The sequence below is a fragment of the Yersinia aldovae ATCC 35236 genome (assembly GCF_000173735.1).
GTDB lineage: Bacteria > Pseudomonadota > Gammaproteobacteria > Enterobacterales > Enterobacteriaceae > Yersinia > Yersinia aldovae.
On the sequence record NZ_ACCB01000017.1, the window covers coordinates 64,082 to 79,996 of the forward strand.

A 15,915-nucleotide genomic window follows, 5' to 3' on the forward strand; every position below is an offset into this window, starting at 1 on the left:
TTACCTCACCAAACGCTTGGCAAGCCAGCGTTGTAGAGCCTGTGGAAGTAGGCCAGCCAGCCGTAACAGTGCTGCGAACAATGGCGGAAAAGCAATTTCGGCGGCCCCTTTTTCCAGGCCACGACGAATATAGTGTGAAGCCTGCTTGGGGGTGATTATCATCGGCATAATAAAATCGTTGCGGTCGGTAAGTGGAGTGGCAACAAAACCGGGTAATATCAGCGAAATATGAATATCGTGTTTTGCCAAATCCACGGTCAGGCTGCGGGCAAAATAGGCGAGTGCCGCTTTTGAAGCACCGTAGGCTTCTGCGCGTGATAAGGGGATCAAGCTGGCCGTCGATCCCACCAGTGCAATCCTGCTCCCTGCTGACAGTTGTGGTAACAGAGCATCTAAGCAATTGATCGGCCCAAGGAAATTAGTGTTAAGCACACGCGCAACACACTCTGCGTCCACGACACCGTTATCAAGATATTCACAGGTCCCCGCACACAAAATCACCAAGTCGGCGGAGCATTGCGCCAATGCTTTACGCGTGGCAGATAAATCGGTGATGTCAAAATGGCGCGCCTGAATAGCAGGATAATGTGCACCAAGTGCTATCAGCCGGGCTTCATCGCGCCCACAGGCGGTCACCTGCCAGCCGTCTGCGGCATAATCGAGCGCCAGTTGCTGCCCAATACCGGAACTGGCTCCAGTAATTACCACATGTTTCATGCTTGTAGCCTCTTCTTCAACTTGAGAACAATCCCGCCGAGTAGCGGTATGTGTTCATAAAGCATGGCACCCAGATCGTAGTAGTCGCGCTGATAGATGATCCGCTGTTCGGCAAAGCGCAACTGGCTGATGCCTTCCAAACTGAGCAGGCAGCCACGCCGCAGACGTGGATGAGCATAAGACATCTGCCAGCACACTGACGCTTGTTGGTCATGGTGTTGAATATCCGTGAGGGTAAAACAGCAAGCGCTTAAGTTACTGAGTAACCGCTGAAAATAGGCATCAAGTGAGCTCAATCCCTGATGTTCTCCAACAGGATCGATAAAGCGGATATCGCGATGATAAACATCGGCAAGGTCAACCAGCCGCGTTGTATCCAGCGTGGTATAAAATTGTGAAAAACGTGCCAGCAGCGCTTCAGCGTTACTCATGACGGTGCTCCGAAGCAAGGGTTAGCAGAGCATGGTTATCGATAAGCGTAATATCCAACCCAGCATCGCGCCAAGCTGCTAATTGCCGCCGCTTGGCAGTATTGAGTACGCCATCGGTGCAGAGAAAGTAGCGTTCGGCCTTAAACATCGCCAATTGCGGAGATTCCAGCGATCCCGGCAAAATATCGATATGCATATTGTTTTTCGCCAAAATGATAGCGGCCATCCATAATTCGGTGGGATCTGTGTTTCCCCACCCCAATAGCAATACATTTTCACCGGTTTTTTTGCGTGCACTGAGCATACAAAAAGTAGCGTATTCAATGATCACGCCATCCAACAGACGACGAAGCATGTGCAGCAAGTCATGGTCATGCTTAAGTTGTGAGCGTAGTGGCCGCAGAACATATTCAATCAGAGCCTGAGGTGGATATTCCCGCCCTAGCTCAAAGATACGGCTGCGTAGTTTATTTGGGGCGGGTGACTGGATCAGAGCAAGCAACTGCTGTTGTATCGTTGCCCAGTTAGTACTGTCGTCAGGCGCTGTGTCACCGTCGAGTAAGGGTCTGATCTGACTAACCGGTACGCCGCGCGCTATCCAGCCGAGAATAGTATGGATACGGGTAATATCGTCGTCATTGAACTGTCGATGACCGCCTTCAGTCCGTTGTGGTTTTAACAGACCATAGCGGCGTTGCCAGGCACGCAGCGTTACCGGATTAATACCACAAAGTTGGGCTACCTCACTGATACTGTATATCGCCATCCCGTTTACCTTGACTAAATACATTTAAATTAACAATAGCGGGTTAATCTAAAGTTGTACAATAAAAAACAATTTGTACAACTTTAGTGGTGAGATAAAGCGCTCATGATGTACGGTTCAGCAATAGTTCATGACGCGGCAATGACCGGCAGGTTTCACATTGATAGGGGCTGCAAGTAGAAGCCGTCAAAGCGTACCTGGAATAACATCATGCTAATACTCAAGCTGCTGCGCCAAGCCTTAACCGGCCACCCTACCACTGTTCCAGACTAGCCCGGAGAGGCTGAAATGTTTGTTGATAGCGCGCAGGCCAGCCAGCAGCACAGCCCCGATGAGGCGGTGATCGAATTTGCCGGGCGTGTAGAACGGATGGCGCAGGAGTATCACTTTGGGTTGAGAGATCAGCCGTCGATTCATAGCAAAAATGTACACTATGTACGAGCAACCATTGTTGGGTTTCAGCCAGCAAGATATTGCCATTGTGGAAACTGCTTTACTTGATACATATAGAGATAAACTTTAATCCAGCCAGGGAGATATATGTCAATAAATCACAAAAACAAGAAATATCTTACATTTGAATTTTCCCACACAGTTATAAATCACATTAATATGTTGAATGTAAATTACGACTTAATATAAATTAAGCGCGAGATTTATGGTGCGCAAAGTGATTTTTTTACAGGAACGTAAAAGAGGGCCATATGGAAAGAAATGTATCTCCGGGATATTGCATCGTACAACAATCAGGTGCACTGAATTTTCAAGCCAGTTTGCTATTCAATAATACCGGTAGTGAAGCTGCCCAATATTTTATGGCGCTAAATGCCGATACACCGTGGCCGAAAGCGGGCCAGATGCTGATAATTGCCGATCCCCTCTCTTACAATCCGCCTTATGCACTGCAAATTATGAATCAAGCAAAGCAGCAAGTTAATCGTGCGATGGTGGATATGGATAACGATGAAGCCCATTTTCTGCAAAAAAACTATGGTACGATTGATGCGTTAACAAGTTATGGTGCCGGATTGGTCGGACTTGCATCAGATGCAAGTGAGAAGTATTTCGCTGAAATAAAAAGACAGATGAAGCAAATAGAATTACTTTATTAGCGCCAATATATGCTCCACGGAAAGCTCAATAGTCAGGTATTCTTACAAGAACGTAGAATGTTGCTAAACAGTCTAAATATTATCCTAACTAAATTATCTAAAGTCAGTTTAAATATTCCTGAACATTCAAACTTAAAACGTGCATTGAGATTATCAAGTAAATCAATAGTACATGAATGGAGTACGGTGGGTGTTGGTGCCATTAAAGGTTATTCCTCCACGATAGAACGAAGTGCCAAAATCGTTAAATGGATGAAGGTTGGCGGATGGGTTGCAATTGGTATTGGTGGATTAAATGTCACAAATAAAGTTTATGATGCGTGTACTACAGGACGAGAAGGTGAATGTTCAAAAGTAGCAGTAAAAGAATATACTAAATTTGGCTTGAGTACAGGGTTAGCTATCCGCGGTGGAATGATCGGCGCTAGTGCTATGGGGGCTGTTTGTGTAGCAGCAGGCATAATCACAGCACCCGCAGCAGGGGCTGGCGGCATTGCTTGCGCAATCGTCGGTTCGGCAATCGGTGGATGGATGGGCGGAGAAGTTGGTAATAGATTGGGTAATGCATTAGTTAACTAACTATATTAATGGTGCACTAATGACAATAACGATACAACATATTGCAATTATATTTTGCCTATTATTTATCCTGGAATGGTTGGTTTCGTTCATTTATTACAGTGTAAATAAGGAGAAATACAATGAAATAATATTATTATATAGAAGAGAAGGTCTTTTTATGCCAGCTCTTTGTAACTTTCTTACTTTCTCGGGTTTTTTAGGGAGCAATCAAGTTGTACTGTTTTTTCATTTCCTTTTAACTGCCAGTGAAAAAAGAATAAATGGGAAAGCACGTAAATATCTTTCACCCCAATGTTATGAATTTATCAAGCAACTGCCCAAAGAGCTTACAGGATGGATGAAGTACTATCTTTTTCTCAATATACTAGGGTTTATTGTTCTGGCAATTGGATTCATACTTATGTCAATCGACAAGCATATTAATACTCTTTAAAATCCAGCCATATCAGTTTGAAAATAGATACGGCTGAACCTCTTTCTTGAGTCAGTACACCCGATCATCCCAGATACTGTAACCGGATGTTCCCGCAATATGATGCTGGCAAGTGATATCGCGATATTGTACTGATACCACTTCTTCCGGTTGACCATTATCATGGTTAATGGCGTGAGGATAATTAACGTTTAATCCAACCAGCGTTGCCCCCTGCAAGCTGACAGAATAATATTTTTCCTGACTGCCAGATTGTGAAGTGCGATAAAAATCAAACACCAGATCAACAGTTTCATTATCCGTTATTGCAATCATCAACAAAGGTGATGACTTATCTAGCGGTTTAATAAAGTTAATTGGTTGATGGTTGACATTTTGCGACCGGGTAATTGAGTGGTTAAGTTGTAGGATAAATATCTGGTTTTCATGCCCATTCTGATATTTATTACCTATAGATGCAAGGGTTGAGCACCCTTGCGAAATTAACCCCTGCTTCTCACCTTTTAAAGTCAAATAAATTAGATTAGCCATCCTTTCTCCTTGGGTATATATCCACTATTTCTACTGAATATTACCATCAGCTTTGTTAAAAAAATAACAACTGTAATTGCACTCAGCACAACTCCGAATCAATTTGACTACATATATCGCCGTTCTATTAATCAGATAACACTACCGTACCCGGTCTTACTATTGTGCTCTCCCTTGATTGTACAATGTTAAAACGTTGATTGGGTAATATAATTGGAGGAGGTGTGAAATATCCATTTGGCTGCCGTAAGTTGCCATCCAGAGCCTGCTGCCGGATTTTCCAGATTTTATATTCGCGTTTATAATCAGATAGCTTGGCTTCATATGCCAGTTTCATTTCTGATGCAAAATCATAAAACGGTTTCATCACCTGTTTATTAATGGTTGTTTTTCCCTCGCCTGATTCAGCGACAGTGAGTAGGTAGAGAGAGCACTGCTCCGGCATATTTGTGTGGGGCCAAATAACCTCAACAAGAGGCTGGCAAGCGAGCGATGCAGCAGCAAGCACAACATTACTGATTAGCTGAACCGGAATTTGCGTGTTGTCATGTAATGCCCGAATCACATTTCTCAATATAGGTGGAAAGTCCTGAACTGGGTAAGAAGGGGGTTGGGAGGACAGCCATGTGGGGGGATTAAGTCCTGATTATATATTTTAGGAGGCAGGTTCATGTTCTTTTTTCGCCTTCGTCATTCTGGGTAAATGCCAGTTAGTTTGGACAGCATAAAATATGCCTCTTGGCAGAAGGAAGAACTAACCCTGTCAGCGTGTCAACGCCAAGGGTTTTGACCGGACAGTGTAGACGTAAATAACTGAAGGCGCGGTACTGTGCCATGCTGACACAGTGAGTTCCAGCATGGCGTCAGCGCTTCACCAGAGTAACTATCGACGCAGTTCTCCTGAACGTTACCGGGTGTATCACCCACTGGCGCACCGACGAGATAACCCGAGGAACGACTCAATAAAACCCCATGTTTTACGGCGATATTGAGATCCCCATCATGCTGCAGACTGCCTCAACGGCACGCCTTCGATTATGGTATAACCAGTTGTTTATTCTGGCTAATATTGGCACTAATTAACGTGTAAGCCGCTCTTTTTGACAAAAGAAAGAGGATTAAATCCGGTATTAATTTCAGGCCACTTTATCTGTTGATCACTGGATAAATAACTAAAGGGGATCTATTCTTCTCTATATATAGTTGGAGCACATCTCAATGAGATATAGAGTGAGTGCCATAGGGATTAATTTTACTTTTGGACTGTTCTTACTGTTGTGCCTGCCGTTACCCTCTGTCGCGGCAACCCCGTTATTACCCCCTGCTTCGCGTGTGTCGGATACATTAATCAATACAGTTCCTTATACTCTGGCATCCGGTGAAACCGTATTTACACTGGCTAAAAAATATCATCTCACGCTGGATCAACTGAAAAAAATTAAAACCAATTCCGATCATTTTCAAAACCGTTCACTCAACTGGGCGCTGGGGATGAAATTGATATTCCTCGGACTGAATCATTATTTTTGAAAAGCCGTGACCTCCCTGATCCCCTTCCGTCCCGCCAATATGAAGAGAAACTGGCCCGTGGATTGCAACAAGGGGGAACCGTATTATCCGGTAACAACACAGGTAGTGCAGTGACCCGTATGGCGCACTCTGCTGTCGTGGGCGAGGTCAGCAACGCAACGCAACAGTGGCTGAATCAATTTGGCACGGCACGTGTCCAGTTGAATACTCATGATGATCTCAGTCTGAGGGGAAGTTCAGTTGAGGTGCTGGCTCCGTTACATGAAAGTGAAAAATCACTGTTGTTCAGCCAGTTAGGCGTTCGCAATCAAGACGGTCGTAATACCGTTAATATTGGGGTCGGTGTACGGACACGCCATAATGACTGGATGTACGGTACCAATACCTTTTTTGATAATGATATCACCGGCAATAATCGCCGTATGGGTGTCGGCGTTGAGGCTTGGACTGATTACCTGAAATTATCCGCCAACAGCTATTTCGGGCTTACCAGCTGGCACGCGTCCCGCGATGTTGCCGATTACAATGAGCGTCCGGCCAGCGGCTATGACCTCCGAACCGAGGCTTATTTCCCCGGTTATCCTCAGTTGGGCGGTAAACTCATGTATGAGAAGTACCGGGGAAATGAGGTTGCGTTGTTTGGTAAGGACAATCAGCAGAAAAATCCTCATGCGGTTACTGCGGGGATCAACTACACGCCAATCCCGTTGTTAACCGTGGGCACGGAGCGCCGCGCGGGTAAAGGCGGTAACAAAGGATCGAGTATCAACGCCCAATTGAGCTACCGTCTGGGGGAGTCATGGCAGTCACATCTCACTCCCTCAGCCGTTGCATCCCATCGAACACTGGCAGGCAGCCTTTATGATCGGGTTGAGCGTAATAACAATATTGTGCTCGATTACAAAAAACAGGCATTAATACACCTGACATTACCCGAGAAAATAACAGGAAGTGCGTTTGAAATCATCAACATTACTGCCCAGACAACAACCCAATATGGACTTAATCGCATCGACTGGGATACGACATCGTTGGTTGCTGCAGGTGGGGTTATATTGCTCACCGCACAAAAAATGACGATAAAACTCCCACCTTATCAATTAATAAGAGATAACAGCAATATATACACCTTGGGTGCAATAGCTTACGACAATCAGGGCAATGCCTCGAACCGAAGTACCACTCAAATAGTGGTCACGGAACAGAATATTAACGACGTTAATTCAACCACACAGGTCTCTCCCCCTGAAATACCTGCAGACGGCGTTGCTGTCAGTCAGATTACGGTTCGCCTCAACGATGAGAATAACCAACCGGTCCAGGGAATGAGTGCGCAACTGGCACTGAATTTACGGTTCACGCCAGATACGGTCTCGCCTGCCTATCCGCCCCACCTGACTCCCCTCACGGAGACCGCTCCGGGCGTTTATTCTTCCCGATTAATCGCAGGTTTCGCGACAGGGGACGCCATTATCGTTCCTTCGGTTGCTGAACAGTTTCTCACCGCCGTAAACCTGAAACTCACCGCCAATACGTATGCGGTAAGCCCAGATAACTCCTCTCTTAGCGTCACGCCAGACAACATTATTGCTGACGGTATACAAAGCAGCATCCTGACGTTCACTGCACAGGACAGTCAGCATAATCCGGTTAAGGGATTAACCGTTACGTTTGATGTCGCCGGGGTGAGCGGGGTCACTGTCAGTACGGTAACGGACAATAATGGTCGCTACAGCGCGCAACTGAGTGGGATATCGGCAGGCAGCGCAACGGTTGTCCCTGTTGTGAATGGCGGTGTCATTGCCGGCGTATCGGCAAATATCGTACTCATGGCCGATAACAATATTGCGGCTATTGATCTGGCCGTAACCACCGAGGGAGCGTTCGCTGATGGTATTGCCACCAACAGGGTTCAGGCGACAGTGACGGACAGGCATGGTGATCCTGTTTCGGCCGCGACAGTGGCGTTCGAGGCCAATAATGGTGCGATCATTACGCCTTCGGCTGTTACTGATGCCCTGGGTCGGGTAGTTGCGACACTGACCAATATGAATGTGGGCGTCACAACGGTGACGGCCAGTGCCCATGGACAACGTCAACAGATTGATACGTCTTTTGTTCTGGCAACACCGATCAGTTTAGTGGTTTACCGCAATGGGATGGAATTGACTGCTCCCCCGGTCGTTGACGATATCTTGCAGGCGGTGGCGAAATGTTCACCTATGCCGTGTAACGGAATACCGGTGAGTTTTCAGTGGGAAGTGGAATCTTCTGCGGGGTCGGGGATGTTCATTGCTATTCCGGGTGCCACATCCGAGACATTAAGCGTGACTAAAAGCGTACAGAAAAGGGCGCTTCGCGTGGCTGCGCATTAAGACCTGTTTTTATCATCATTCAGCGCGGTGTTTGAATGGGATCCCAATATTGACGTTGAGCACAGGAAGGGAAAAATGAAAAAGACGATAGCCTTACGAAAAGAGTCCCGGTTTGTCATCTCGGGTGTGTTGCTGAGTATGCTGATAGCAGGATCTGCTGGGTCGGCGGTCACCTCGACGCCAACGTCCACGGTAAAAGGGCGCGCCCCGACAGTCACTGAAAGTAACATTGTCTCTGACAATGTCAATGGTAATGGGCTGATCGATGTCGGTGATACATTAAGTGTGGGTACGCCCGGTGTGTTCAGCGATCTGGACGGCGATACGGCGACTCAGGAAACGTATCAATGGCAAGCCGGAGGGGTGGATATCCCCGGGGCAACCAATAATAGCTATGCTATCGTTGCTGATGACTTGGGTAAAACCATGACACTGCGAGTGACACCGAATACGGACCCTGCCATCACTGATCCTGCAGTCGGTTTATCCGTTGCCTCTAATGCGTTAACCGTTATTTCCAGTGGCACGGTCACTGGTGTTACGATCACCGGTGAGGTGGGGGGGTATCCACAGGTTGATTCTATTCTGACGGCGACAGCAACGTGTGCGGGCGGGGCGTGTAATAGTGTGACCTACCAGTGGCAGATTGAAACTGCGCTGGGGAGCAATACTTACACCAACATTAGCGGCGCAACAGGCAATACCTATACTCCAACCCGGACAGACCAGAAATTGAAGGTTCAGGCTATTGTCAGCAACTGACTGAGACTGCCATAAACCGTCACCCGGACACATTTGGTTAACCCTGTGCGTCCGGGATATTAACCTAAAAATCAGCATGATGGAAACATTGGATGCGGCATCGTTCTTCTGTCTTTACGGCTTTTTTATGGCGGCGATTACTGGCGCTGATGGTTATCATCAGCCCGGTAGTGCTGGCTGTTCAGCAAACAACACCTCCCGTTCATGGCCGGGCACCGACGTCAGTCCTCTCTGTCAACACGACCACACCACGGGTTGGGGACATCATCACGGTGACGGCTGCTTTCAATGATGCCGATGGTGATGCTGAATACGGTACAACCTATCAATGGCTATTAGACGGTGCACTGATAAGCGGTGAGACGAGCCCGAGTTACACGCTGCGTCTCAGCGATATTCTTGCCGGAAGCGAATTGAATATCGTCGTCACTCCACAGACCAACCCTGGCATGACAGAACCCAGCACGGGGCTACCGGTTCAGTTACCCAGCCCGATAAATATCAAGTGGCAACGGGTTATCTCCCGTTTGGTATGGGGAGAGTCTCCATTAGGGGTTGTTGCTGATGGACAGGCAATGAATACCGTCCACGCGACGGTTCAGTATCTGGATGGCACGCCTGCTGTGGGTGCTGCCGTGCTTTTTGATGTGGATGACAGGGGGGTAGTCTCAACGGTTCAGCAAAGTGATATCAATGGGGTAGCAACTGCGACTGTGACGAATACTCTTGCGGGTATCACTCAGGTCACCGCCCACATTGATGACGATGCCCAAGCGATAAACGTCGCCTTTATCGCCGGGCCTGTCGCGCTTGTTCATGCGGAGGTCACTCAAAACAACGCCATCGCCAATGGTAATGACGACAACAAGGTGCAGGTGAATGTGAAGGACCGGTATAACAATAACATTGTGGGTGAAACCGTGAGTTTCACGGCAACAAACGGTGTGACGTTGCTTTCTCAGCAGGGTCACACTGACGACAAGGGTGACGTCACTCTTGCACTGAACAGTCAAGCTGCCGTCACAAGTGATGTCACGGCGACCACTATCAACGGAATGTCCGATACTGTCACGGTTCAATTTTTCAATGAAGTGCACCTGACACATATTCTTGTTAACGGTGCCTCTTTCTCTGCGAATGAAGGCTTCCCTGAAACCGGATTTATCGGGGCACAGTTTCAGTTAGTTATCGGCGAAGACCCGACAGAGAACAACGCCTATAGCTGGTATGCTGACCAGAACTGGGTCAGTGTGGACGGCAGTGGCAACGTAAGATTTAATCAGGAACCCACGTCAGCCAACAATCGCGTCATCATTACGGCGGAACACAAAATAAACCACACCTCTCTCACTTACGTATTCATCCCGACGACCTGGTTTAGAAATAACAGTTCAGCCATTATGGCCCCCATCAATGCGGATGCATGGTGCGGTTCTCAGGGAAGTGGCTATGCCATACCGGGTTATGACCAGATGACAGACCGGGTACCTGATTTTCCTACAGGTTCACACCGTGATGCGAATGGTAAATTATGGAATGAATGGGGTTCAATGAATAAGTATGCGACCGGCTGGTATTCGGGTAATTATTGGGTAAAAGAACTGACCACTGAGGGAAATGCCCGACATTATGTCTATCTGGGTAACGGTAATTTATTCAGCTTTCCATTAGATGGCTCAACGTATGTCACGTGTTCGGTTTCTCTTTAATGATGATTTTCTCCGTGCGCCTTGGCTCCTGCTCAATGTTAAGTATTGAGATACTGCTGAATGATTTCCGGATTATCAGTTTTGGTCAGGGCAAGTATGAGTAAAATACGCGATTTTGCTGGGTTGAGAGAGTTGGAAACTAGACCGGGTTGACTTGAATTCGGTGGCACCACACAGCTGCCCGTTCTGCTTGAACACACGACAACAATATTTTTACGGATAGCTGCAAACTGAATGGCATCGAACCAGAAGCCTGGTTACGTCATGTCATAGGAGTAATCAACACCTGACCATCCACCCGCGTGAAAGAGCTCTTACCCTGGAATTGTCACCCTGCCTGTAAACTAAATTTTACCCTACGTCCTCCATGAGGCGCTTACAAATGGACACTATTGTCGGTGAAAGGGATGCATAGAAATAGAAGGTTCAGGCGAGCGGCTTACTTTGCAGCCGGTCAACGCGCTGCAAAGATCATGAGCCTGCTGGAAACCGCGCGACTTTACGGTCTGGAACCGTACGCGTGGTTGAAATCAGTGCTGACGCGTTTACCTGAATGGCCGGAAGATCGCCTACACGAACTGTTACCCTCCGCAGCAAACACCTTCACCGACTGATCCTGCAGAACCGATCTCTTATATCAACGCGAGTTCCCCGCACTAATACTTTTATTAGCGAAGATCGCTCACTTGAATATGATCCATATCATCAAATACCTGATTCTCACCTACCATTCCCCAGATAAAAGTATAAGCACGAGTGCCTACACCCGAATGAATCGACCAACTTGGTGAAATCACCGCCTGCTCGTTTTTAACTATAATATGACGAGTTTCTTGTGGTTGCCCCATCATATGAAACACGCAACTCTCTTCTTCCAGACCGAAATAGAAATAGACTTCCATACGCCGTTCATGGGTATGACATGGCATAGTATTCCACAAATTACCTGAATCAAGTTCAGTCAACCCCATGCTCAGTTGACAGGTTTCCAGTACGTCTGGAATAAAGTACTTGTTAATCGTGCGACGATTGCTGGTGACGCTATCCCCCAATGTCATCTGTGAGACATCTGCAGGCGTCACGCGTTTAGTCGGATACGTCACATGTGCTGGAGCAGAGTTATAGTAAAAACGGGCAGGTTTCTGAGCATCTATGCTTGCAAACACCACTTCTTTCGCGCCTTTACCAACATAGAGGCCATCGCGGTGACCAATCTTGTAGCAAGTACCATCAATGGTAATCGTTCCCTGCCCACCGATATTGATAACCCCAAGTTCTCGGCGCTCCAGAAAGTAGCTTACACCAAGCTGTTTTCCTACTTCACAGCCGATGGTCACAGTACTTGTCACCGGCATTACCCCACCAACGATAATACGGTCAATGTGGCTGTAGGTCATCGTGTACTCATCTGGACTAAAGAGAGTTTCAATCAAAAACTCTTTACGTAGTCCTAGGGTATCAAGAGTTTTTGCATGATCACTGTGAATACTTTGACGAACATCCATTGTAGCTCCTCATTGACTTACGGGTGCCGATAACTTTATCGCTCATCCGTTATTATTTATTAAGAAAAAAATGAAATACAATATTTATTTTTACATAAAATCAACACATTACATCAGTAAGCAATATGTTAGCAGATCTACTAGTGAAAAAGTGTGATCAATACTGAAATAATGTTCCAATTTCATTGAAACATTATTCCTTTAAGACAATAGTGATTACTGGGAAGTATGACGACTCCTTGGATTATAAGGCGACCGGCCTTCACTAACGGCAATAAATTGCGTTATGGCGAGGAATGAAAATTACTCCTATTCACAAGCATCGATGACTCAATAAAAAGAGGCCATTTTTATTGCTGATTATTATGTTTTTTACAGGCCCGATAATTTTAAGAATATGCGGAGAGGATTTTACTATGAAAATCAAAGCAACAATTGAACGTATTCCTGGGGGAATGATGCTTGTGCCGTTGTTACTCGGTGCGATGCTAAACACCTTTTCCCCTGATGCGGGGGCTTATTTCGGATCATTTACCAAAGGGATGATTACGGGAACAGTACCGATACTTGCGGTGTGGTTCTTCTGTATCGGTGCCTCCATTAATTTACGCGCAACTGGTACTGTGCTACGTAAATCGGGTACGTTGGTTATCACCAAAATTGCCGTAGCATGGGTCGTGGCGATGATTGCGGCATCCTTTATCCCTGAGCAGGGGATCCAGACCGGAATGTTTGCTGGACTTTCTGTACTGGCGATTGTCTCGGCTATGGACATGACTAATGGTGGCCTTTACGCCAGCCTGATGAACCAATATGGCACCAAAGAAGAATCCGGAGCGTTTGTCTTGATGTCACTTGAATCTGGTCCACTGATGACCATGGTCATCTTGGGCTCGGCCGGTCTTGCATCCTTTGAACCACACCATTTTATCGGTGCCGTGTTACCGTTTCTGGTTGGTTTTGCACTGGGTAACCTGGATCATGATTTCCGCTCTTTCTTCAGCAAAGCGACCCCAACGCTGATCCCGTTTTTTGGTTTCGCATTGGGTAACACGATCAATCTTGGCGTGATTCTGGACACCGGCCTGCTGGGTATTATGCTAGGGGTAGCTGTCATAATAATCACAGGTATACCGCTGATTATTGCTGACCGAGTGATTGGTGGCGGTAACGGTACCGCGGGGATTGCAGCGTCGTCAGCTGCAGGTGCGGCTGTGGCTAATCCCGTGATCATTGCTCAGATTAACCCTGCATTTGAACCCGTTGCTGCGTCGGCTACAGCATTAGTGGCTGCAAGCGTCATTGTCACAGCTATTTTGGTACCCATCATTACCGCACTATATTCAAGGTACATGATGGATAAAAAGATAGAAGATAAAGAGCATGCTGTCCCTTAAAAATCAAGCACCCAAAGGGTAATGATGGACCTCGTTTGCTTCCGTGTTGCATAGATACAGAAGCAAGCCGGGGAGCAGGTCAGTTGCTCATTATATCTCTAACAAAGTGTCCGAAATGATTAGACCATTACAATATCGAATGTCAACCGAGGTTCTAAGTGACATAAGATAAGGTTTTATCCGGTATCAGAAAGCACAATAATCATCGTGATACTGTTCCTCTGATGCACTGACTATCAAAAATCTGGAATAAACCCCTCTTTTCGCAAAGCATGAATGACACCACGCATCAGATCTGATTTCGAAAAACCGGCGGTATAAATTCGCGATCCCACTTCAACCGGTTGCAAAAGGCCACGATCAACTAACTTACCAATCTGATAGGTAATTTGAGCCGACTTCAATCCCGGTAAAACCTCTTTTAAATCATTGGCTTTTACCGTTCCCTGGCTAATGGTCCGCTTAAGAATTGTAGATTCCGTCTCATTGATTACTCCCCGCCCCTTAGAATACTCGAGCGCTGGATAAAGAATTTTTGAGTTCAAAAAGTGAAGATTAGAGAGCTTATCGACTTTCTTTAACTCCGCCGATATACCGGTAAGAACATACAGGCACCATTGCTCTAGCCCCTCAACAGCCCCCGTATCCGCTTCGGCCAGCATCGAATAATAGCGTTCACGATCATTACAAAAAACCGCTGTTGGGTTTAACACCCGCCCACTGGTTTTCACATTAAAGCCGTACTTTATCAGCAAAGAATAAGTCAGCAGGCGCACCGTTCTGCCATTGCCATTACCAAATGGATGAATCCAGCCAAAACGGTGATGCGCGAGAGCCACTTTCATCAGATCATATTTTGGCGCGTCTGCACGGTTCATAAACTCGACCAATTCCTGCATATAAGCAGGAACATGGATGAATTCAGGCGGCAAATGAGTTGATTGAGCAATACTCACTCCGTGACTGCGATAGGCTCCCGGCGTTTTATCCCCCTCCCGTTCAAGCCCATTTACCGTCATGGCGTGCAGTTCTCGGACAAAATACTCCGTGATATCTTCACCAGCATGTAGATGCTCATCAATAAAGTTCATAGCATGTTCAATGTTGCCAATCTCTTTCAATTGATCCGTGGAGTCCTCAGCCCCTTCAACTTTACTTTCAACGTAATCAGCTAACGTTGTATGGTTACCTTCGATTCTTGCTGAACCCAAGCTTTCCAGCATATGAAAAATACTTTTTAGCTGGGCAAATAGCAGAGGATGCACGGCGGTTTCAAGGCGCAGGTGCCTCAGTAACTCAAGCTCGGTCAACGCATCAACCAATAGCGAGTCGAAACTGGGGTTTAACAGTGCTAAATCATAGTGATTAAATTTAGGCATAAAGTTAGATTATCTCAAATATGTGAATATCATTATCTTAAAAATAGATTAAAAAATACTTTATAGCCATTATGTTAACAGATTATCATTTGTAGATTATCTCAAAAGTAACTTTATGATTATCTCAAAAATCCATGGCGATACATCCGATTGAATATCACTGTATACCGAACTGAGATCAGCATCATCCCCCTACTACTTTCACTTTGAACCATTATGTTCGGTATCATTCAAAGCAGGGCCAACCAGAGATAACAGGAGTAATCTCATGATAAACCCAGCGGAAAAGCTCAAGGCAAAGCAGCAGGAATTTATCAGTGTCAGGGAGTTGATTGAGCGAATTTCACGTCTCCACCCCGCGATGAGTCAGGCGCAGATAGCTAACTGGCTGCTGATAGAATTGACGGATGCCAGGCCAGTTACACCGCCGTTACTGATTCAGGACGCGCTCGGCGTGATCCGTGTTTGTTCTGGCTGGGATCACCGCCCCCATCCGCAAGCTTATAGGCTTTGTCTTTGGGTTTGGATTTGGGTTTGGGTTTTGGGTTTAGGTTTGGGTTTGGCTGTTTCAACCTGCCGCGCGTTTAGCTTCATCTGGGGGTGTTTTTTAGGTGGGTTCAATTTAATACCCCCATATATGCCCCCCGCTATAAGTAGATTTCAATAGACGAACGTGTATATAGGAA

Annotated in this window: 16 protein-coding genes and 4 pseudogenes; 11 read left to right on the top strand and 9 right to left on the bottom strand. The window is 46.4% G+C overall.

Annotated features, from left to right (window positions below; translation table 11 throughout):
• From YALDO0001_RS10040 to YALDO0001_RS10050, 3 genes are read right to left on the bottom strand one after another with little or no spacing between them, the layout of a single operon-like run.
• Complete coding sequence (locus YALDO0001_RS10040) at positions 1-717, bottom strand: SDR family NAD(P)-dependent oxidoreductase (RefSeq protein ID WP_042839709.1); 717 nt, start codon at positions 715-717, stop codon at positions 1-3.
• The gene (locus YALDO0001_RS10045; protein ID WP_042839711.1) at positions 714-1,148 is read right to left on the bottom strand and encodes a nuclear transport factor 2 family protein; all 435 of its coding nucleotides are present in this window, start codon (positions 1,146-1,148) and stop codon (positions 714-716) included. The genes YALDO0001_RS10040 and YALDO0001_RS10045 overlap by 4 nt, the downstream gene beginning before the upstream one ends.
• Entirely contained in the window at positions 1,141-1,914 is a 774-nt protein-coding gene (locus YALDO0001_RS10050; protein ID WP_004702663.1) for a MerR family transcriptional regulator, read from the bottom strand. Before YALDO0001_RS10050 ends, YALDO0001_RS10045 begins: the two co-directional genes overlap by 8 nt.
• A 288-nt stretch (positions 1,915-2,202) precedes the next feature.
• Here YALDO0001_RS10050 and YALDO0001_RS10055 point away from each other — a divergent pair, with 288 nt between their 5' ends.
• From YALDO0001_RS10055 to YALDO0001_RS21875, 3 genes are all read left to right on the top strand, one after another.
• The gene (locus tag YALDO0001_RS10055) at positions 2,203-2,415 is read left to right on the top strand and encodes a hypothetical protein (protein WP_004702665.1); all 213 of its coding nucleotides are present in this window, start codon (positions 2,203-2,205) and stop codon (positions 2,413-2,415) included.
• A 203-nt stretch (positions 2,416-2,618) separates the two neighbouring features.
• Positions 2,619-3,026, top strand: a complete 408-nt coding sequence (locus tag YALDO0001_RS21870) for a hypothetical protein (protein WP_004702668.1) — start codon at positions 2,619-2,621, stop codon at positions 3,024-3,026.
• Positions 3,027-3,083: 57 nt separating this feature from the next.
• On the top strand, positions 3,084-3,605 hold the full coding sequence (locus YALDO0001_RS21875) for a hypothetical protein (protein ID WP_004702669.1): 522 nt from the start codon (positions 3,084-3,086) through the stop codon (positions 3,603-3,605).
• A gap of 487 nt (positions 3,606-4,092) precedes the next feature.
• Here the strand turns inward: YALDO0001_RS21875 and YALDO0001_RS10070 are convergent, their stop codons facing one another.
• From YALDO0001_RS10070 to YALDO0001_RS21240, 3 genes are all read right to left on the bottom strand, one after another.
• On the bottom strand, positions 4,093-4,572 hold the full coding sequence (locus YALDO0001_RS10070; protein ID WP_004702671.1) for an Hcp family type VI secretion system effector: 480 nt from the start codon (positions 4,570-4,572) through the stop codon (positions 4,093-4,095).
• Positions 4,573-4,699: 127 nt separating this feature from the next.
• Positions 4,700-5,137 (bottom strand): DUF3987 domain-containing protein, encoded by a 438-nt coding sequence (locus YALDO0001_RS10075; RefSeq protein WP_042839714.1) that lies wholly within the window; start codon positions 5,135-5,137, stop codon positions 4,700-4,702.
• 206 nt (positions 5,138-5,343) lie between these two features.
• Positions 5,344-5,535 (bottom strand): hypothetical protein, encoded by a 192-nt coding sequence (locus tag YALDO0001_RS21240; RefSeq protein ID WP_156168287.1) that lies wholly within the window; start codon positions 5,533-5,535, stop codon positions 5,344-5,346.
• A gap of 255 nt (positions 5,536-5,790) precedes the next feature.
• Between YALDO0001_RS21240 and YALDO0001_RS10080 the strand changes: the two genes are divergently transcribed.
• From YALDO0001_RS10080 to YALDO0001_RS10095, 4 genes are all read left to right on the top strand, one after another.
• Positions 5,791-6,102, top strand: coding sequence for a LysM domain-containing protein (locus tag YALDO0001_RS10080; RefSeq protein ID WP_157132002.1), 312 nt, complete (start codon positions 5,791-5,793; stop codon positions 6,100-6,102).
• The gene (locus YALDO0001_RS10085) at positions 6,099-8,477 is read left to right on the top strand and encodes a ZirU family protein (RefSeq protein WP_252830393.1); all 2,379 of its coding nucleotides are present in this window, start codon (positions 6,099-6,101) and stop codon (positions 8,475-8,477) included. Before YALDO0001_RS10080 ends, YALDO0001_RS10085 begins: the two co-directional genes overlap by 4 nt.
• A gap of 75 nt (positions 8,478-8,552) precedes the next feature.
• Complete coding sequence (locus tag YALDO0001_RS10090) at positions 8,553-9,239, top strand: ZirU family protein (protein WP_042839716.1); 687 nt, start codon at positions 8,553-8,555, stop codon at positions 9,237-9,239.
• 92 nt (positions 9,240-9,331) lie between these two features.
• Complete coding sequence (locus YALDO0001_RS10095) at positions 9,332-10,948, top strand: Ig-like domain-containing protein (RefSeq protein ID WP_004702681.1); 1,617 nt, start codon at positions 9,332-9,334, stop codon at positions 10,946-10,948.
• 38 nt (positions 10,949-10,986) lie between these two features.
• Here YALDO0001_RS10095 and YALDO0001_RS21880 read toward each other — a convergent pair.
• Positions 10,987-11,172 (bottom strand): annotated as a pseudogene (locus YALDO0001_RS21880) (L-asparaginase); the annotation flags it as partial.
• Between YALDO0001_RS21880 and YALDO0001_RS21245 the strand changes: the two are divergent.
• Positions 11,170-11,238, top strand: a pseudogene (locus YALDO0001_RS21245) (transposase domain-containing protein); the annotation flags it as partial. The pseudogenes YALDO0001_RS21880 and YALDO0001_RS21245 overlap by 3 nt on opposite strands.
• 159 nt (positions 11,239-11,397) lie before the next feature.
• Positions 11,398-11,562, top strand: a pseudogene (locus tag YALDO0001_RS10100) (transposase domain-containing protein); the annotation flags it as partial.
• A 54-nt stretch (positions 11,563-11,616) separates the two neighbouring features.
• Here the strand turns inward: YALDO0001_RS10100 and kduI are convergent.
• Positions 11,617-12,453 carry a 5-dehydro-4-deoxy-D-glucuronate isomerase gene (gene kduI, locus YALDO0001_RS10105; protein WP_042839718.1) on the bottom strand — a complete coding sequence of 279 codons (837 nt, stop codon included), beginning with the start codon at positions 12,451-12,453 and terminating at the stop codon, positions 11,617-11,619.
• Between the two features lie 416 nt (positions 12,454-12,869).
• On the opposite strand from kduI, the gene kdgT reads away from it, so the two are divergent.
• The gene (gene kdgT, locus YALDO0001_RS10110; RefSeq protein WP_004702687.1) at positions 12,870-13,850 is read left to right on the top strand and encodes a 2-keto-3-deoxygluconate transporter; all 981 of its coding nucleotides are present in this window, start codon (positions 12,870-12,872) and stop codon (positions 13,848-13,850) included.
• 236 nt (positions 13,851-14,086) lie between these two features.
• Here the strand turns inward: kdgT and YALDO0001_RS10115 are convergent, their stop codons facing one another.
• Positions 14,087-15,229: a Fic family protein gene (locus YALDO0001_RS10115; protein WP_004702690.1), complete on the bottom strand. Its 1,143-nt coding sequence runs from the start codon at positions 15,227-15,229 to the stop codon at positions 14,087-14,089.
• A 268-nt stretch (positions 15,230-15,497) separates the two neighbouring features.
• Here YALDO0001_RS10115 and YALDO0001_RS10120 point away from each other — a divergent pair.
• Positions 15,498-15,692 (top strand): annotated as a pseudogene (locus YALDO0001_RS10120) (hypothetical protein); the annotation flags it as partial.
• Between the last annotated feature and the right edge of the window lie 223 nt (positions 15,693-15,915).